Origin of the sequence: Synechococcus sp. PCC 7502 (assembly GCF_000317085.1) — a bacterium.
Lineage (GTDB): Bacteria > Cyanobacteriota > Cyanobacteriia > Pseudanabaenales > Pseudanabaenaceae > PCC-7502.
This window is the reverse complement of record NC_019691.1, coordinates 26,250-42,958: the sequence shown is the minus strand read 5'-3', so window position 1 is coordinate 42,958 and position 16,709 is coordinate 26,250. Positions and strand designations below refer to the sequence as shown.

Below are 16,709 nucleotides of genomic sequence, written 5' to 3'. Positions count from 1 at the left end.
ATAAAACAATAATAAATGGCTAAATGGAAGGACGTTAAACGCAAACCGATCGCCAAGTGGAAGAAAATCAAACGGACGATAGTACCTCCTGCCACTCTGGAGCAAGCAATTATCTTTCTTGCGGAACGATGCGATGGGGCTGTTAATCAAGATGGTCAAGGCTTCAACGGCTTTGATGCTGGCTATGGTCATTGGCTTAACCAACGCATTGAAACTGGTAAACCTATCCTCAAAAAGTGGGCAGCGAGTGCCTATAAAATGCTCAGTAAATATAAACGCCAGTTGGAAAATGCTTCGATCTTCTTGCCAGATTGGGAAGCGATCGCTAACAACTATTTAGAAACCTATCCCCTAGAACGTGCCAAACCAAAGTTGGTAAATTTACCAGAGTATCGCCTTGAAATCCACGGAAACTATATCGCTGCCTTTAGTCCGTATGATCCAACGGGTGTATTAAATGAGGTTTACAAATCTGTCAGTGGCTATGTGTGGCAGAAAGCTGTAGAAAAGGCATGGACGTATGACATTGCCCAAACTAAGAACTTAATTGATGCTCTCGCTCAGGCTGGGTTATTGAGTCGGTTTGTGATCGCTCCCGAAATTGATCAGGTAATTGCTGAGATTGAGCAAACTAAATTTGAGCAAGCGATCGCCGCCGCAGAGGAGATTTTAGAGTTAATTCATGAAGCAGAACTAGATAAACCATTACCCAATGGGCGGACTCTATTTGACCATCAAAAAGAAGCTGTGCAATGGCTACTCTCGCACCGTGAAGGTGGTATCTACAAGGGTGGCATCCTTGCCGATGATATGGGTTTAGGAAAAACCTGTAGTGCTTTAGTAGCTGCAAAGGCAATGGTTAAAGTTTATAACTGCCCAATCTTAGTAATTTGTCCAGCGAGTTTGAAGGATAACTGGATTAGAGAAGCTGAGGGTGTTGGCATTGCGATCAAAGTATTCTCATGGGCAAAATTACCATCACCCCTAGAACAATCTAAATATGTCCTCATTGCGGACGAAGCGCACTATGCCCAAGAAATGAAAAGTGCCAGAACCAAAGGACTATTAGCACTGGCAAAATCTAAGAAATGTCTTGCCGCATGGCTATTGACTGGTACGCCAATTAAAAATGGTCGTCCTAAAAATCTATTTCCATTACTCGTTGCCACAGGTCATCCTCTCAGTTATGACAAGGTTAGCTATGAGAAATATTACTGTGCTGCTACACATAAAGACATTGGCTCGAAGTCAGTGTGGGATGCTTCGGGTGCTGCTCACTTAAATGAGCTTAGTGCTAAGACCACTGACATTATGCTGAGACGCAAGAAATCTGAATGCTTAAATCTACCACCCAAGATTAGATCATTCATCAATGCTGAAGTATCTAAGGAAGGATTAAAGGCATATAACCAAGAAATTGATGAGCTGTTGGCAAGTTACCGTGAACGGGTTAGATTAAATCTGATCTCCGATGATGCTGAAGCAATGGTGACTCTGGGGCAGCTTCGCCTCGCTGGTTCAATGGCTAAGGTGGAAACTACGATTGCGATCGCTGAGGAAGTCTTGGAGCAAGGGAACCAAGTGGTAATCTTCACTGAGTTCATAGAATCAGCTAAGGCTTTACATAAAGCTCTGGGTGGTGAGTTATTAACTGGTGCTACGGATGTGAAAGACCGTCAAGCACTGGTAGATAGATTCCAATCTGGGGAAAGTAAAGTATTTGTCGGGACTATCCGTGCAGGTGGTGTCGGTATTACCTTGACTGCTGCTAGTACGGTAATTCTGTGCGATCGTCCTTGGACACCGTGCGATGCTGAACAAGCTGAAGATCGTTGTAATCGGATTGGGCAGACTAATACGGTTAATTCTATCTGGATAAAATTCGGCAGAGTTGATGACTTAATTAACCAAATAATCCAACAGAAATCGGAGCGCATTGACCTGATCCTCAAAGGTAAGCGTAAAACCCTAAGAGGGATTGCTTCGATTAAGGACTTAGCTAAGGAACTTATGGAGATATTGGCATCTTAACACTACTCATACGATCTCAGTCCAAATATTTAGCACTAAAGTAAAAACTAAAAATCTTGAACATATTTACACTAAAGAAATATACAAGATTTAATAACTTGCTCTTATCGCAATAGGGCAAAAAAGCTAAAAACTTAAATTAAGATGAAAGGCTTTACCTAGTTTTCTGACGTTTTAGTAATTTCTCCAAACTTTTGGTATCAGAATTACTTAAAAACTGGGAGATTGCTTCTTCCACAATCACTTCCTTGTATGGCGCATCAGCCTTACCCATTTCAAGCTGTAGCTGCAAATGATATATATCAAGCTGTTTGAGAATTTCTTCACTCAGTTGAAATGTTGACTTTCGTAATACTATCTTTTTAACTTCCCGACTTGCTGACTTTTCGGCAACACTTAAAGCTGTATTGTCTACTTCCTGTACTGCTATATTCTCAACTTGCTGACTTGTTGACTTACTGGCTTGTTCAAAAACAGCGAATACACTTTCAGTTGAGGTTAAAGGATCGTTTTTCTCTGTCAGACGCACACGTTGTTTTGGCATATATTTAATTATTATATTGAGAATATTATTATTAGCTGTGAACTAAATGGTTTGTAACCTGAGTAAACATTAATTAGCTCACCCATCAAATCTTACTAAAGCAGTATTGACTTCCTGACTTGTTAACTTGATAGCAATACTTAAAGATATCTTGTCTTCTTTATATATTGTCAACTTGTTAACTTCCTAAACTGCAGTTAAGATCAAAGGGGAATTTTTTATTTAGCATTTATTTGTTTCCCGCTTGTATTAAATCGGCGATCACTTGGTAAGGTTGAACTAACTTTTTGTGACCTGAATAAACACTAATGGGTTCGCCAGCCAGATTTGATTCAGAAAACTTTATTGACTTGGGTACAGGATCAAAAACATGAATATTCTGTAATCGTTTCTTAAGTGAAACTAGAACATCTTGGGTCATTAAAGTTTGAGGTTCCGCCATTGTTGGTAGAACACCTAAAATTTTTAAATTTGGATTAAGACGCTTTTGAACACTTTGGATCGTCTCTAATAGAGAAGCCAATCCTTTAAGTGCAAAAAATTGACACTGTACAGGAATTAATACCGCATCAGCAGCAGTTAACCCATTGATAGTTAGCAATCCCAGACTAGGAGGACAATCAATTAATATATGATCGAATTTATACCTAATTGGTTCGAGAAATTCTTTTAACAATCCAAAGTTGCCGACTTTCGATAAAATCTCTGGCTCTCCCTTAGCTAAATTGATATCACTAGGCATTAAGCTTAGCCCACTCGATGTGGTCATCAAGCTGTCACTAGCAGTCGCGCGCTCAGTAATTACTTCGTATGTAGTAATTTGATTTTCCTGAATCTCAACCCCCAAACCAGTGGTCAAATTTCCCTGAGGATCTAGGTCAACGACTAAACAAGAACCAGAATTTAGTAGCAATCCCCCTAAGGAGATAACTGTCGTGGTTTTTGCTACCCCACCTTTTTGATTTGCACAAGCAATGATCATAATGTTATATTGCCGACAAGTTAACAATATATAAATACAGGAAGCTAGAAAAATTAGCAACAACTTGTTAACAATATGTAAATACAGCAAGTTGCAACGACTAAACAAGAACCAGAATTTAGTAGCAATCCACCCAAGGAGATAACTGTCGTGGTTTTTGCTACCCCACCTTTTTGATTTGCACAAGCAATGATCATAATGTTATATTGCCGACAAGTTAGCAATACATAAATACAACAAGTTAAATTGTTGGCAAGTTAAATTAAATTATCTTGAGAAAAGGAGAAGAATTCTAATTGTTATAGATTTTGTTCTAATAGTTCGCCATTATCTTTGAGCCATTGTTTAGCTTTATCCATGGTGGCTAATTGAGCTTTAATGACGTTCCAGAAACGCGGCGTATGGTTAGGCTCTATCAGATGGGCTAATTCGTGAACGATTACATAGTCAATGACAAACATGGGAGCTTTGACTAATCGCCAGTTAAAATTTAAGTTGTTTTTTGGAGTGCAGGAACCCCAATGATATTTACTGTCTGTAATCTTGGCTAGGTTGAACTCTGTACCCATGCGTTGGGCATGAAATTGAACGCGGGGGAGAATTTTCTCTTCAGCTTTTTTGATGTACCAGTTTTTAAAGATCTCGCCGCGATGATTTTCTTGGGCTTTGGGGACTAAAAATCGATTACTGATAAATTGAATTTCCTCGATGCTGTCTGATAGCTCTAGTCGATAGTTGCGTCCTAGATAGGGTAGAGACTCACCACTAATTAATTCTTTCCCTGGGGGGAGAGGTGGGTGATACTTTTGTTCGTGGTTAGTTTTCTGGTATAGCCATAGTTTGCGGGACTCGACGATCGCATTAATTTTTTCGGGTGGTGTGCCTGTGGGAGCCTTGACGACAACTGAGCGATCGCGCTCAACTGTAATCGTGAGCGTTTTGCGTTTTGAGGAGTAGATGACTGCGTAATCAAGTTTCATTTTGGTTAATTTAGTCAGCGTATAGGATGCGATCGCTATTTTTTTCGGCTAACTCCATGACTCGCGAAATAATCTGATTACGATTGGTGCGGATGTTCGGCAATTTATTAAATTCAATTGATAGCAGAATTTCTTGAATTTGACTCTTGAGCTTACTACGGGCGGGAATACTTTCCCAGAAACCTGCTAGTTGTAATTCGCGCTCCACCACCATAAACACTTGTTGCGTTAATGCTACGTTTTGGGCGATTAGATCTTCATTTAGTTCGACATTGCCAAAAAGCTCACTTTTGAACATCCGAAAAAAGGGCATTTGTTTTTTCTTGTGCAAGCCATAGGTAGGTTCATTTTCGGCATCTCTAACACGCTGGCGGAGTTTTTCTAATTCGATGTAGATTTGTTGCCAGTTGTCTTTAAATTGTTCGAGAATTTGGGCAAGGGCTGCGGCAAAGGATGCTTGTAGATCGGGGTCATCATCTAAATCAATATCGATGTGGTGGCGGAGCGCGTGTTCGATCGCTGCGGCTTTGGTTTTGGTGCGAGATCTCTGATTGACTTCCTTTTCAAAGTCATCATCGAGGATTGAGATCGGTTTAATTTTGAGATCGATGCCCGTGGAAACTAGGTAAGCATCGGTAATTGCTCGCAGTTTGGCGGGGATGCCTTTCATACTGAGGCGAGAATCGCGGAAATGCTCCTCCGCCTTTACGTTAATAGCAGCTAACGCCTGATGGTCAGAAATAAAGGTAAGAGCTTGTCTAGCAGGATAAACGAGGTTCAGGCTACGAGTAAATTGCTTGAAGGCAAGAATATATTTAAAGCGAATATCCTCATCGTAGAAGAGATCGTAGAAAGCATCAGTATCGGTTAGGTCAGTCAGTCCATTTTCGGCAAGCATTTCCATGATCGTCCGATGGTCTGTTTCTAACTGGCGAATTTCTGCTTCAGGAAAACTAAGGGTGTCTTCGACTTCCTTCTGTTCGCGTTCGTCATAGCTATCGAGGGCTTTCTTGAGGTGATGCCCCACACCGACATAATCAACAACAAAACCTTTGTCCTTATCAGCCCCACCGACACGGTTAACACGGGCGATCGCCTGAAGCAAACTATGTGCCTGGATGACTTTATCGAGATACATCACCTGTTCGACAGGAGCATCGAAGCCAGTCAGTAGCATATTGTTGACGATGAGTATCCCGATATCACCTGTAATGCCGTTATCTTCGCTATCAAAGGGCAGTTTAAAGCTGGCAATCTTAGTCTTTGGGTCGTTTGTATAGGGCTTTAGGTGGGGTAAATCGTTGTTACTGCTTGAAATAACTACATCGGTTTTGAGCTTTTTGAGTCGTTCGAGATTGATGTTATGGGGGTTAGATATTTCTAGTTGGGCGATCGCTTCGGTTAGGGCGATATCGATGTGGGTTTTGTAGCGGACGGCGGCTTCGCGAGAGGTGGCAACTACTTGGGCTTTATAGCCATTGGTAAAAATGAATTGTAGGTAATGGTTAACGATATCTTTGGCTTTGGCGGCGATAGTGGGTTCGGCTTCGAGATAAGCATCACGGGAGCCGTAGCCTAAAATCTGGAGACGTTCGGTAAGGTTATATTCGCTAAAAACATCCTCAAATGCACTATCCATTGCTGACTGGTCTGGAACTTCAGCGTTATGAGTACGACCTTCATAGACAATTTCGAGGGTGACTTTATCGCTAATCGCTTGGCGCATGGTGTATTTGTCGATGTAGTCACCAAAGACCTGCTCAGTTTTGTCGATGGGTGTGCCTGTGTAGCCAATGCGTGTGGCGTAGGGGATGGCTTTGTCGAGATTGGCTCCGAGTAGGCTGTATTGCGATCGGTGCGCCTCATCGGTCATTACCAGAATGTTGGTGCTGGTGTTGAGTTCAGGAAAGGTTTCGGCAAGGTCACGCTCTTGAAATTTATGGATCATTGCCATTACTAGGTCGGAGGAGTCGCTTCGCAATAGTTCTTTGAGTGCGGCGATGCTATCAGCAGGTTTGACGGTGAAGCCGACATTTTGACCTGTTTCGGCTAGTTGCTGTTCTAGTTGGGTGCGATCGGTGACAAAGATAACTTTCCATTGGCACAGGTTGGGATGGCGGTACATGGCTCGCACCATAAACATCATCGTGAGGGATTTGCCTGAGCCTTGGGTATGCCAGATGATGCCACTACGTTCTCGCGGGGTTTTGCCTTCTAGGAGTCGGTTGATTGCTTTTTTGACGGCGCGAAATTGTTGGTAACGTCCGACGATTTTGATGGTTTCGCCTTTGTCATTGACGGAGAAGAGGGTGAAGTTACGGATGATTTCGAGAAGGTTATTTTGGTCTAACATTCCTGCGATGAGACGCTGTTGATCGTTGGGGCTACTAGCTCCATGATCGAGGTCTTCGAGAGTGCGGGGAAAGGGGTCAGCCCAGCGATAAAAGTATTTTTGATTGTGAGTGGTGATTGTGCCAAATTTGGCTTCGGTGCGACAAGTGGCAATAATGAATTGGTTATAAAAAAATAGGGGTGCGCTGCCTTCACCTTTTGCGCCGCGTTGTTCGCTGTAACGCATTAATTGTTCGATCGCTTCGGGTATTGCGTCCTGTACCTTGGGCGATTTGCACTCGATGACGACGACGGGTAAGCCGTTGAGAAAAAGGACGATATCGGGAATGATGTGGTTTTCTGTGCCGAGAATACGGATCTTAAATTGGCAAATGGCGATAAAGGAGTTATTGGCAGTATTGGCAAAGTCTACAAATTTAACGGTGGGGCTTTTTTCGCCTGTTTTGCGGTTTTCGGAGATGCTGGTATTTTCTTGGAGCAGGGTGAAGAGATGGCGGTTATTTTCGAGGAGGTTATTGCTCGGAAAGTTGGCAGTTAGTTGTTTGATGACTTCTTCGATTTGGTCTGGTTCGAGCCAAGGGTTAATGATTTGCAGTTGTTGGCGCAAGATTGGCAATAGGACAACTTCGGTAAAACTGGCGCGTTCGCCTTTGGCGCGGCTTTGCCGTTCGCTATCCTGTGGTTTTTGGGTGCGATCGAGGTCGCGCACTTCCCAGCCTAAGCCTTTTAGTTGATCGAGTAAGGGCTTTTCGACGTGGTTACGTTCATCGAGTTTGATGGCTGGGGGCGTTTTATCTGGTTGCATTTTTAGTTACCTTGGCTTATACCTGCTATTTTTTTTTCATAATTATTTTAAAAAAGGGTTACAGATAGTTAACCTATAGTCGATTTTTTGCCCGTCATTGAGATCCTCAGTGTAAAGAAGATTACAACCAACTTCTAAGGAACTGGCAATGATCAGGCTGTCAAAGTAACTAAATTGATATTTGTCAGAAATGGCGATCGCACTCTGAATGGTTTTTACAGAAACTGTTGCGACTTGCAGTTGTTGTGTTAGCTCGTTGATAACTGCACTAATCTGAGTAAAGTCTAGTGAAAATTTACGTCTCAGTGTGTTGACTGTTTCATTAATTACTTGGGTACTAATCCAAGGCTGACCTGATTGAAGACATTTGATCGCCTGTTGCTGCTTGTCAGGTTCGTCTTGGGAATAGCTGTAAATGATGATATTGGTATCGAGGAAAATTTTATCGGGCATTAGCATCGTCTCGGTTAAATTTGAACCCCTTGGTTTGAAGAGAAATGGCTTTTAATAAGGGTTTAGTTTCTGGTGCTATGTTCTCGGCATCGTTCAAAGCGATGAACCGCATGACTTTACCTTCCCATTGGCTGGAATATTCGGGGGGTATAGTAACGATTCCATTGTGGACGGTGGTTTCAAATTCAATAGGTTGCATAGGGTTCACGGTGGAGTTAATGGGCTATGTCTAGTTTAGTTTAGTTAATTTGCTGCTGCTTTTTGGATAACTCTATAGCTTTAATCGTCTGCTGTTACAATTTGACTTACAAACTCAAAAAATACCAGAAACCCATGTCGGTATCACTAGAAGAAAGAGTAGCGATCTTAGAATCTGAAATTCTACTCATTAAGAAAAAGGTAGAAATATCTACTACAAAGCCTTGGTGGGAAAAAAATTTAGGGAAGTTTGCGAATAGTTCAGACTATGACAAGGCTATGCAATTGGGCATAAAATATCGTTTGCATAGTTGATCTAAGTTAGTTTTACTCAAGAATTAATGATATGAAACTGGCAGCTTTAACAATCACAATATCTTTGTATTGGATTAAATTCAAAAGATGTTTGTCTCCTGAAATAATGTAGTTTGCTTTGCCAGTTAATGCACATTGAACAATGCAATCATCGTCTGGATCGTCAATAACAACTCTAGGAATTTCTGTAAGCTTTACTAGGGTGGAATAATCTAGAATTTCATCAATCAAACTTTTAGCCCGTTGGGGTTCAAATCGAAGTTTTTTAATTAGTTTTTCTTCAAACTCTTGCAGGATTTCATCGCAGGTGGTGGAGGTAATGATGGCTCTTTTGGCTAGGGCTGTGCATTGAAATGGTTTACCACTGGGAGATAAAACGGCTGATATCAGAATATTGGTGTCAAATACAACGTTTGGCTTCATTGCTTAAGCTTCATGCAGGAGGTCGTCAATGAATTGCTCTCTTTCTGCTTCGGTCATGGTGTCCCAGTTTTGACCGCGTTCGGCGGCGGCTTGTCGAGCTTTGTCGGGTGCATCTTGAGTTAGGTTGAGCCATGATGTCCAAGGTTGCAGGAGCAAATATTTGAGGATGTCTTCTTGTTGGGATGGAGTTAGTTGTTGTACGAGAGAGATGGCTTGCTCTGTACTAAGTTGCAGGGGGGGCATAGGTTTGTTTAGCTTGGGGTATTGAAATTTGTGATTAGGGGCTGAAGACTGATCAGCAGTTGCGGTAATTTGTGCTGAATGACATCCCAAACAATATCAAAATCTACTTGATCGTATTGATGAATGATGATGTCTCGCATTCCCGCTAAGTTGCGCCAAGGAATTTCTGGATGGCTTTGGCGAAATTCAGGAGATATGCGTTTAGTTGCTTCGCCAATGATTGTAACTTGATACAGAATTGCGGATAGTTTTTCATTGTTATCAATGAGTTGGCTGTATTGAATGCCTTGGCTAAATCTAAGAATGCGGGTAGCTGCTCGTTCAATATCAATGAGGGATTCGAGATCACGGGACATAGATCACCTGAGCAGTTGTGAGAATATTTTGGCGGCGGAGCCAGTTTTCGCTGCGTTCTATGGCTGATTTAACGATGAAGTCGATTTTGCGCTGAAAGATTGTTTGTAGTTCTTCTTTCATTTGGATTGTTTCACTAAGTCCACGCTGAAAGTTTGGGTCAAAGCTTACTAATACATCGATGTCGCTATCGGGGCGAAAGTCATCACGCAGGACAGAACCAAAAAGAGCAAGTTCGGTGATGTGCCACCGTTGACAAAATTCTTGTATTTCTTGGGTGGGTAGGGTAATGTTACGGGTTAAAGGTTCTAGGACTAGCATTGATTAACTCTCTTGCGCCAAGTCATTAATTATAAGGTTATCACAAGGATTTAATGGGCTGTATCTAGTTTAGTTAATTTGCTGGTGCTTTTTGGTTGAGGAGATTGGTAACGCGGACTTTGCCAGTTAGGAGGTCTTGCATAAGTCCAGTTTTTAACCTTTGTAGCTTTCTTAAATGCTGTTGATATTTCAGTAGGCTATTGCTTTGCATAAACAAAAAATTCTCAATTCGTAATTGCTCTTTTACCGTAGGAACTTTTACTAATAGTTTACGAACTTCTCCAACATTAAAGTGTTGTTGAGCTAATCCTCCTTGCCCCTCTAAAACTTGTTTTTTTCCGAAGTCTGAATTAATCCATAAAGCTAAAAAACTTGATCTAATTTGTCGAGTGTCTGGTCTTGAAATCACTATATCAACACAGTTACAGCCATCTAATTCAGGTGGAATAACCGCTGTCGTCCCTGGGTAGCCTGTTCTAACAGTAACTAAATCTCCTGCGAATAAACGGCTTTTGCTAAGAGAATCATTGTCTTTTTGAGACATATAGAGCCTGTTTCATATCTATTATGAGCAAGATGTATGATGCTTAGAAAATGCTAAATCCATACTCAAGTAGCCTAACAGATAAAGAATGGGAAATTATAGAACCATTGCTCCCAAAGAAAAAGCAAACTAGACCGCCAACTTGGACAAAAAGACAAATTTTAGACGGCATACTCTACCAACTCAAAAACGGTTGTAATTGGCGAGATATGCCCCGAGACTTACCACCATTCTCTACAGTGTATCGATACTACAAGGAGTGGAAAGATACAGGTACATTTACTGCGATTATGGAAGCTTTGCATGCAACAGCCCGTGAACAGTCAAAAAAAATCAAAATGGACAACTTTAATCATCATTGACTCACAAGCAGTGAAAAATACCTGTAATGCAAGTATAGAATCCAAGGGCTTCTGCTCCTACAAAGCAACTAACGGGATCAAAAGACATTTAGCCGTTGACACTCTGGGATTTCCTTTCTTTACCTATTTAACAAGAGCAAATGTATCAGATGACCAAGGACTGATTGAGATGTTAACGTTTAACATTGATTACTTCAAATCGAAGCCAGATGACATTACCCTAACTACGATATTGCTGGATAGTGGTTATCATATCGAAAAATTGACGACTGATTTACAGAAGGTTTATCCTGAGATTATGACTAAGATTAGGCTTGAAATTTCTCCTAAGGTATCAAAGCAAAAGCAGGCAGAAAAAGGTCTGTCTGGGTTTGTAGTTGTGCCGACAAGGTGGGTAATTGAAAGGTCAAATGCTTGGGTTGAAAGATGCAAAATCTTAGTTAAGAACTTTGAGAGAACTCTCGTTAATGCTACAGCTAAACTCAATCTTTGCTTTATTCGTTTGATGCTAAAAAGAATTGCTACTCATGAGATATGAAACAGGCTCTATAAACTAGATCAGAAAAATCTATTGCATTTTCTTTAACATTTGCTGATCGAAGAACAGGAACTCCTGACGGCTTATAGTATTGAGCAGGGCGAATTACTATACCAACTATAATTTCTTTACATATCGATCCACATAGCTCAACATCCCACTCAACAGGAATACGCCCGATCGCAGAATCTTTAAACTCATGAGTGGCTTCACTGCGGATATTGCCATTTTCATCGATGCCTTTGGTGAGCAAGTCCTGCATTAGTCCCGTTTTGATGCGTTGCTGCTTGGCGATGATGGCTTCGGTTTTGGCGATCGCCCGATCAATCGTAGACAAAACTTCAGCAATTTTTTCCTGTTCTTTAATCTCTGGTAATTCAATTTGAATGTCTAGAATATCTCTGGATGATAGATGCTTAACTGTTGTTGCAGAAGTTATCTTATGAATACGGTTGATTTCAGTAATGATTCGATAATAAAGAAAGTCTTGATTGAGATTATTTTTATTCTTAGTTACTAATTTACAAACTCGTTGATTTAAAAGAGCAAGTTCACCTTTCCACCTAACAGTAGTAAAGTCACCATCCATTCCAATCAAAAGATCATTATTACGAATCAAGTAATATTCAGAAAAGCTTCCAAGATAATTTATTTCAGTTTCTTGTTTTTCGAGATCTCTGATTCTAATAAGTGGAATTCCTTCACCATCTGTAAACTTGTCAGACGCAAACGCAAATCCATTAATTAAATCAACAAACTGACCTAACTTGACCTTTTCCTGACTAGATAAAGCCATCACACCAAATACCCCAACTTACTCAAAAACTCATTTAATTCCGCCAAAGTCTGCCCAGATAATACTTTATGCAACATTCTGTAACCGTTTTTCTAATTCCTGACGCAGCCCAAAATAGTGACGATAATCATTTGCCCATTCAATAAAAATCGCCTCATCAGAAAGTTGCCCCTTACTATAGCGATCAAAAAAGTCCTCAGAACTCATGTTTTGCTGAGTCTCATATAAACTCAAACGCTTAGCCACAGCAACCAGCGCATCCAAAGGTGAAGTATAAATAATTCGTTGTTTTCTCATTTATTTAGAATCTAACTAGCCAAATTTCATTAGTTTTAGGCAACATCGTTATAAATATCTTCCTCTGGATCATTCCATTCAGCAAAACCCGTTTCCGCTAATTGCATAATTGGGAATGAATCCAAATTCTGATCTATAAGCGATTTCGTGAATGAAGAAATTGCTTGCTGATCGACTTGTGGCGACCACACCACCGCACTAGTTGTCGCCAACTTAGATAATAAATTTTGTTCGCGTTCAGCCAACAATGCCTCAATCCTTTGCCAATCATGGTAATTAATCACCACCGCCACGGGCTTAGATGCCTCATCTGTCACAATTTGTTTTTTAATCGACAGCATAGTTTTAATCCTCCTAAAATTAATTTAGATACCCTAGCTTAACTAAAAACTCATTTAACTCCGCCAAAGTCTTCTCACGCTCTGCCTCTAACTCCTGACTCGAAACCGCATACTTATCCCAAAGATTTTCCACTACCGCAATCAGCGATCGCTTAGCCCCATTCAAATAGCGAGTTAACTGCTCCCGCACCCAATCATAGAGTTTCTGCAAAATCAAAACCTTCGCCTCCTCCGTCGTCAACTGACCGCCGATTTTCTCTAACAAATCGTCAACCCGCAACAACCTCGCCTCTAACACAGACTTGTCCTTAGTCCAAGCCGTAAGACTGCGTTTATAGTTTTTATCATCAGTTTTTAACGCCGCCATTTGACTCTCTAACTGCGCCAACAATTCCCGCGTTTCCCCTTGAAACTCCTCAGCCCCCAGACGCTTTAACCGTAACTTTAAATCTAGCTCGGCTTGTTTATCTTTTACCTCATCCCTTAAATCCTTAATCTGTTTTTCGAGCTGTGCGATCGCATCATGTGCCTCTCGATATTTCGCCAACTCCCGCGCCGCCGAAGCCCCACCCGAACCTTTCAGATCGTCCATAGCATCCTTTAGCGCTTTCTTAATAGTCGCCGCCGTTACCGACTCCTCCTCCTCTGGTTCATAACTCGCCACCTCCTGCGCCGTCTCGATCGCCTCACTCAACTCACCCTGTAACCCACTGATGCGACCCTCAAGAACCTCAATCTCCCTCACCTCAGCATCAAAAAACGACCCAATCAAATACTCATCTGGGATTAGCGTATGATGCCAACCCGTATTAATAATCGTCTTCAAGTCATAGCGAATCTGTTGCCACCAATTGACAAACACCCCCGCCGCCTGAAACTCGTCCAACACACCCAAACCGATCAGCTTATCCTTTAAACCAGTCAGCAACTCCCGCCGCACCTCTGGCATCTTCTTGCTTTCACCCAGATCGTTAGACAACATCGCAAAATCATCCCGTGCCACTTGCCACCAACTTTCTAGAGCAGCATAATGATCGGCGATCGTGCTTTGCAGATTTGCATCCGCTTCCAAAGTCGTCTTAATCGCCGCCTTGGTTGTAATCTCTGAACTAAAAGCCAAATAGCGATCGCTAAAAGCGGCACTGACGTGAACGCGCAAAGGCTGCAACAACGTCTCAGACTGCACCCTAAATTTGGCGAACTCTAGCGATCGCGCTACAACCTCACGCTCAGGAATCCCACCCAACAAGTGCGCCGTCACATCTTCGGGTTCAGGTTCGGGCGTATTGTCCACATAGCGGCGAATATTCAGATTGTAATCATGCTGCCCCACAATCTCCTGCTTACTCACCAAACGGCTATATTTTGGATATTCCTTCTTGTGGGTAAAGACAAAATCAATTTTTTCAATATCTTCAGGACGTAACTTATTCTGAGCCTTACCTTCGGCATATTCGCGATCGGCATTCACAAATAAAATCTTGTCCCTAAACTCATCAGGCTTACTCTTATTCACCACCAGCACACAGGCAGGAATCCCCGTTCCATAAAACAAACCCGACGGCAAACTAATAATCGCCTCGATTACATCATTTTTAATTAACTCCTCCCGAATCAGCTTCTCCTTACCCCCACGAAATAACACCCCGTGAGGCATAACCGTCGCCATGTGACCATTAGGTTTCAGGCTGGCAATCATGTGCTGCACAAACATCAAATCCGCTTTCTTGCCCGACTCAGGACAAAACTCCCAAAAGCGATTAGCAAACTTCAAACTAGCGCGGCTGTAGTTCTGCGAAAAAGGAGGATTAGCCAATACGCGATCAAACTTCCGAATCTGTCCATTATCCAGAATTAGCGGATCTTCCAACGTGTCGCCATTCTCAATCGTGAAACGGCTGATGTTATGCAAAATCATATTCATATTGCAGATCGACCACACCGTACCATTGGACTCCTGCCCATACATCGCCAAATTATTCGGGTCTTGTCCCTGCTCTTCTACATACTGATAGGACTGAATCAGAAACCCACCCGACCCAACCGTCGGATCGTAAATCGTACTTCCTGCCTCTGGCTTCACCAACTGCACCAACAGCCGCACCACCTCCGACGGCGTATAAAACTCTCCCCCTTTTTTACCCGCACTATCCGCAAAAAACTTAATCAGATACTCATAGGCAGCCCCCAACAAATCGGGAAACTCAAAGTTATCGTTAACCAGCACAAACTTAGGCTGATTAAAGTGATCGAGCAAATCCTTCCACTTCTGATCGGGAATCTTGGTTTTGCCCTTCGTCACATTGAAATCAATATTATTTTTCAGCACTCCCACTAAGGCATCATTAGCGTCTTCAATTGCGGCGATCGCCTTATTCAGCATATTGCCAATATCTTGCTTGAGGTGCTTCAGAGGCGGCATCTGATTACCCTCTTCATCTACCCAAGCCTCATGCCAACGAGCACGGGACGGAATAAAAAACGTCTCGCCATAGGAAGTTTTATCTTCCAGTAATTCCGCTAAAAGTTCAGGCTCATTAGCTAGATGAGCATAGGTAGTTTTCATAATCTCCTCCCGCTTGCGATCGAACTCATCCGATAACCGCTTAATAAACAACAGCCCAAAGATAAACTCCTTGAACTCCGAAGCATCCATTTTGCCCCGCAAAATATCGGCTGACTTCAGCAGAAAATTTTCTAATTGACTAAGGGTAATTTTCTCTTGCTGCAAGTTTATATTCCTTATTACCTAAATCACTCAGTTATACCACCTGATTGCGATCGCATTAAAAATAAGCCCCACAGTTAGAGCCTTAGGATTACTCTTGCTTTGGGCATTTTATGGCTTTTGGCGATCGCAATTCTATAAAACTACAACTGCCAGAAGTTTGATCGTCAGTTTATAGCTCTAAAGCGTTCAATAAAGCTTTTCGCAGATCAATAAGACAAGATGTATCGCTAATTATGACCTGCATCTTTTATAGAGCCTGTTTCATATCTCATGAGTAGCAATTCTTTTTAGCATCAAACGAATAAAGCAAAGATTGAGTTTAGCTGTAGCATTAACGAGAGTTCTCTCAAAGTTCTTAACTAAGATTTTGCATCTTTCAACCCAAGTATCCACCTTGTCGGCACAACTACAAACCCAGACAGACCTTTTTCTGCCTTCTGTTGCTTTGATACCTTAGGAGAAATTTCAAACCTAATCTTAGTCATAATCTCAGGATAAACCTTCTGTAAATCAGTCGTCAATTTTTCGATATGATAACCACTATCCAGCAATATCGTAGTTAGCGTAATGTCATCTGGCTTCGATTTGAAGTAATCAATGTTAATCGTTAACATCTCAATCAGTCCTTGGTCATCTGATACATTTGCTCTTGTTAAATAGGTAAAGAAAGGAAATCCCAGAGTGTCAACGGCTAAATGTCTTTTGATCCCGTTAGTTGCTTTGTAGGAGCAGAAGCCCTTGGATTCTATACTTGCATTACAAGTATTTTTCACTGCTTGTGAGTCAATGATGATTAAAGTTGTCCATTTTGATTTTTTTTGACTGTTCACGGGCTGTTGAATCCAAAGCTTCCATAATCGCAGTAAATGTACCTGTATCTTTCCACTCCTTGTAGTATCGATACACTGTAGAGAATGGTGGTAAGTCTCGGGGCATATCTCGCCAATTACAACCGTTTTTGAGTTGGTAGAGTATGCCGTCTAAAATTTGTCTTTTTGTCCAAGTTGGCGGTCTAGTTTGCTTTTTCTTTGGGAGCAATGGTTCTATAATTTCCCATTCTTTATCTGTTAGGCTACTTGAGTATGGATTTAGCATTTTC

Annotated in this window: 21 protein-coding genes and 1 pseudogene; 4 read left to right on the top strand and 18 right to left on the bottom strand. The window is 41.7% G+C overall.

All coding sequences use genetic code 11. The features are described from left to right. Positions 1–15: 15 nt before the first annotated feature. The gene (locus SYN7502_RS17845) at positions 16–2,031 is read left to right on the top strand and encodes a DEAD/DEAH box helicase (protein ID WP_015146378.1); all 2,016 of its coding nucleotides are present in this window, start codon (positions 16–18) and stop codon (positions 2,029–2,031) included. A 154-nt stretch (positions 2,032–2,185) separates the two neighbouring features. Here the strand turns inward: SYN7502_RS17845 and SYN7502_RS17840 are convergent, their stop codons facing one another. The 7 genes from SYN7502_RS17840 to SYN7502_RS17815 form a co-directional block, all read right to left on the bottom strand. After that, complete coding sequence (locus SYN7502_RS17840; RefSeq protein ID WP_015146377.1) at positions 2,186–2,575, bottom strand: hypothetical protein; 390 nt, start codon at positions 2,573–2,575, stop codon at positions 2,186–2,188. A 229-nt stretch (positions 2,576–2,804) separates the two neighbouring features. Beyond that, positions 2,805–3,557 (bottom strand): ParA family protein, encoded by a 753-nt coding sequence (locus SYN7502_RS17835; protein WP_015146376.1) that lies wholly within the window; start codon positions 3,555–3,557, stop codon positions 2,805–2,807. Positions 3,558–3,610: 53 nt separating this feature from the next. Beyond that, on the bottom strand, positions 3,611–3,754 hold the full coding sequence (locus SYN7502_RS19205) for a ParA family protein (protein WP_371257842.1): 144 nt from the start codon (positions 3,752–3,754) through the stop codon (positions 3,611–3,613). Between the two features lie 102 nt (positions 3,755–3,856). Continuing rightward, entirely contained in the window at positions 3,857–4,537 is a 681-nt protein-coding gene (locus SYN7502_RS17830; RefSeq protein WP_015146375.1) for a M48 family metallopeptidase, read from the bottom strand. Between the two features lie 10 nt (positions 4,538–4,547). Further along, positions 4,548–7,694 (bottom strand): type I restriction endonuclease subunit R, encoded by a 3,147-nt coding sequence (locus SYN7502_RS17825; protein ID WP_015146374.1) that lies wholly within the window; start codon positions 7,692–7,694, stop codon positions 4,548–4,550. 42 nt (positions 7,695–7,736) lie between these two features. Next, complete coding sequence (locus SYN7502_RS17820) at positions 7,737–8,147, bottom strand: PIN domain-containing protein (protein ID WP_015146373.1); 411 nt, start codon at positions 8,145–8,147, stop codon at positions 7,737–7,739. Then, positions 8,137–8,346, bottom strand: a complete 210-nt coding sequence (locus SYN7502_RS17815) for a hypothetical protein (RefSeq protein WP_015146372.1) — start codon at positions 8,344–8,346, stop codon at positions 8,137–8,139. The genes SYN7502_RS17820 and SYN7502_RS17815 overlap by 11 nt, the downstream gene beginning before the upstream one ends. Before the next feature lie 134 nt (positions 8,347–8,480). Between SYN7502_RS17815 and SYN7502_RS17810 the strand changes: the two genes are divergently transcribed. Then, positions 8,481–8,660: a hypothetical protein gene (locus tag SYN7502_RS17810; protein WP_015146371.1), complete on the top strand. Its 180-nt coding sequence runs from the start codon at positions 8,481–8,483 to the stop codon at positions 8,658–8,660. A 12-nt stretch (positions 8,661–8,672) separates the two neighbouring features. Here SYN7502_RS17810 and SYN7502_RS17805 read toward each other — a convergent pair whose 3' ends face one another. From SYN7502_RS17805 to SYN7502_RS17785, 5 genes are all read right to left on the bottom strand, one after another. Then, the gene (locus SYN7502_RS17805) at positions 8,673–9,083 is read right to left on the bottom strand and encodes a putative toxin-antitoxin system toxin component, PIN family (RefSeq protein ID WP_015146370.1); all 411 of its coding nucleotides are present in this window, start codon (positions 9,081–9,083) and stop codon (positions 8,673–8,675) included. 3 nt (positions 9,084–9,086) lie between these two features. Beyond that, entirely contained in the window at positions 9,087–9,326 is a 240-nt protein-coding gene (locus SYN7502_RS17800; RefSeq protein ID WP_015146369.1) for a hypothetical protein, read from the bottom strand. 8 nt (positions 9,327–9,334) lie between these two features. Then, positions 9,335–9,682, bottom strand: a complete 348-nt coding sequence (locus tag SYN7502_RS17795) for a HepT-like ribonuclease domain-containing protein (protein WP_015146368.1) — start codon at positions 9,680–9,682, stop codon at positions 9,335–9,337. Continuing rightward, the gene (locus SYN7502_RS17790; protein ID WP_015146367.1) at positions 9,672–10,001 is read right to left on the bottom strand and encodes a nucleotidyltransferase family protein; all 330 of its coding nucleotides are present in this window, start codon (positions 9,999–10,001) and stop codon (positions 9,672–9,674) included. Before SYN7502_RS17790 ends, SYN7502_RS17795 begins: the two co-directional genes overlap by 11 nt. A 73-nt stretch (positions 10,002–10,074) precedes the next feature. Then, complete coding sequence (locus tag SYN7502_RS17785; RefSeq protein ID WP_015146366.1) at positions 10,075–10,545, bottom strand: restriction endonuclease subunit S domain-containing protein; 471 nt, start codon at positions 10,543–10,545, stop codon at positions 10,075–10,077. Positions 10,546–10,595: 50 nt separating this feature from the next. Between SYN7502_RS17785 and SYN7502_RS17780 the strand changes: the two genes are divergently transcribed. Both SYN7502_RS17780 and SYN7502_RS17775 read left to right on the top strand, forming a co-directional pair. Further along, positions 10,596–10,907: a transposase gene (locus SYN7502_RS17780; protein ID WP_015168729.1), complete on the top strand. Its 312-nt coding sequence runs from the start codon at positions 10,596–10,598 to the stop codon at positions 10,905–10,907. Continuing rightward, positions 10,900–11,445 carry an IS5/IS1182 family transposase gene (locus tag SYN7502_RS17775; protein ID WP_071880390.1) on the top strand — a complete coding sequence of 182 codons (546 nt, stop codon included), beginning with the start codon at positions 10,900–10,902 and terminating at the stop codon, positions 11,443–11,445. Before SYN7502_RS17780 ends, SYN7502_RS17775 begins: the two co-directional genes overlap by 8 nt. On the opposite strand, the gene SYN7502_RS18565 is transcribed toward SYN7502_RS17775, so the two are convergent. The 6 genes and pseudogenes from SYN7502_RS18565 to SYN7502_RS17745 all read right to left on the bottom strand — a co-directional run bounded on the left by SYN7502_RS18565 (position 11,429) and on the right by SYN7502_RS17745 (position 16,705). Beyond that, positions 11,429–12,241, bottom strand: coding sequence for a restriction endonuclease subunit S (locus SYN7502_RS18565; RefSeq protein WP_015146365.1), 813 nt, complete (start codon positions 12,239–12,241; stop codon positions 11,429–11,431). The two genes, SYN7502_RS17775 and SYN7502_RS18565, sit on opposite strands and share 17 nt — an antisense overlap. A 66-nt stretch (positions 12,242–12,307) precedes the next feature. Next, positions 12,308–12,538, bottom strand: coding sequence for an antitoxin TumA (gene tumA / locus SYN7502_RS17765; protein ID WP_015146364.1), 231 nt, complete (start codon positions 12,536–12,538; stop codon positions 12,308–12,310). A 35-nt stretch (positions 12,539–12,573) separates the two neighbouring features. Further along, positions 12,574–12,879 carry a hypothetical protein gene (locus SYN7502_RS17760; protein WP_015146363.1) on the bottom strand — a complete coding sequence of 102 codons (306 nt, stop codon included), beginning with the start codon at positions 12,877–12,879 and terminating at the stop codon, positions 12,574–12,576. A gap of 19 nt (positions 12,880–12,898) precedes the next feature. Next, positions 12,899–15,610 carry a type I restriction-modification system subunit M gene (locus SYN7502_RS17755; protein WP_015146362.1) on the bottom strand — a complete coding sequence of 904 codons (2,712 nt, stop codon included), beginning with the start codon at positions 15,608–15,610 and terminating at the stop codon, positions 12,899–12,901. A 261-nt stretch (positions 15,611–15,871) separates the two neighbouring features. Further along, positions 15,872–16,401, bottom strand: a pseudogene (locus SYN7502_RS17750) (transposase). Beyond that, positions 16,394–16,705 carry a transposase gene (locus SYN7502_RS17745; protein WP_041430367.1) on the bottom strand — a complete coding sequence of 104 codons (312 nt, stop codon included), beginning with the start codon at positions 16,703–16,705 and terminating at the stop codon, positions 16,394–16,396. The pseudogene SYN7502_RS17750 and the gene SYN7502_RS17745 overlap by 8 nt, the downstream one beginning before the upstream one ends. Positions 16,706–16,709 lie beyond the last annotated feature (4 nt).

Excerpts from the sequence above, each read along its gene's own strand:
- SYN7502_RS17845 (WP_015146378.1), top strand. The coding sequence starts at position 16 with ATGGCTAAATGGAAGGACGTTAAACGCAAACCGATCGCCAAGTGGAAG.
- SYN7502_RS17840 (WP_015146377.1), bottom strand. The coding sequence starts at position 2,575 with ATGCCAAAACAACGTGTGCGTCTGACAGAGAAAAACGATCCTTTAACC.
- SYN7502_RS17835 (WP_015146376.1), bottom strand. The coding sequence starts at position 3,557 with ATGATCATTGCTTGTGCAAATCAAAAAGGTGGGGTAGCAAAAACCACG.
- SYN7502_RS19205 (WP_371257842.1), bottom strand. The coding sequence starts at position 3,754 with ATGATCATTGCTTGTGCAAATCAAAAAGGTGGGGTAGCAAAAACCACG.
- SYN7502_RS17830 (WP_015146375.1), bottom strand. The coding sequence starts at position 4,537 with ATGAAACTTGATTACGCAGTCATCTACTCCTCAAAACGCAAAACGCTC.
- SYN7502_RS17825 (WP_015146374.1), bottom strand. The coding sequence starts at position 7,694 with ATGCAACCAGATAAAACGCCCCCAGCCATCAAACTCGATGAACGTAAC.
- SYN7502_RS17820 (WP_015146373.1), bottom strand. The coding sequence starts at position 8,147 with ATGCCCGATAAAATTTTCCTCGATACCAATATCATCATTTACAGCTAT.
- SYN7502_RS17815 (WP_015146372.1), bottom strand. The coding sequence starts at position 8,346 with ATGCAACCTATTGAATTTGAAACCACCGTCCACAATGGAATCGTTACT.
- SYN7502_RS17810 (WP_015146371.1), top strand. The coding sequence starts at position 8,481 with ATGTCGGTATCACTAGAAGAAAGAGTAGCGATCTTAGAATCTGAAATT.
- SYN7502_RS17805 (WP_015146370.1), bottom strand. The coding sequence starts at position 9,083 with ATGAAGCCAAACGTTGTATTTGACACCAATATTCTGATATCAGCCGTT.
- SYN7502_RS17800 (WP_015146369.1), bottom strand. The coding sequence starts at position 9,326 with ATGCCCCCCCTGCAACTTAGTACAGAGCAAGCCATCTCTCTCGTACAA.
- SYN7502_RS17795 (WP_015146368.1), bottom strand. The coding sequence starts at position 9,682 with ATGTCCCGTGATCTCGAATCCCTCATTGATATTGAACGAGCAGCTACC.
- SYN7502_RS17790 (WP_015146367.1), bottom strand. The coding sequence starts at position 10,001 with ATGCTAGTCCTAGAACCTTTAACCCGTAACATTACCCTACCCACCCAA.
- SYN7502_RS17785 (WP_015146366.1), bottom strand. The coding sequence starts at position 10,545 with ATGTCTCAAAAAGACAATGATTCTCTTAGCAAAAGCCGTTTATTCGCA.
- SYN7502_RS17780 (WP_015168729.1), top strand. The coding sequence starts at position 10,596 with ATGCTAAATCCATACTCAAGTAGCCTAACAGATAAAGAATGGGAAATT.
- SYN7502_RS18565 (WP_015146365.1), bottom strand. The coding sequence starts at position 12,241 with ATGGCTTTATCTAGTCAGGAAAAGGTCAAGTTAGGTCAGTTTGTTGAT.
- tumA (WP_015146364.1), bottom strand. The coding sequence starts at position 12,538 with ATGAGAAAACAACGAATTATTTATACTTCACCTTTGGATGCGCTGGTT.
- SYN7502_RS17760 (WP_015146363.1), bottom strand. The coding sequence starts at position 12,879 with ATGCTGTCGATTAAAAAACAAATTGTGACAGATGAGGCATCTAAGCCC.
- SYN7502_RS17745 (WP_041430367.1), bottom strand. The coding sequence starts at position 16,705 with ATGCTAAATCCATACTCAAGTAGCCTAACAGATAAAGAATGGGAAATT.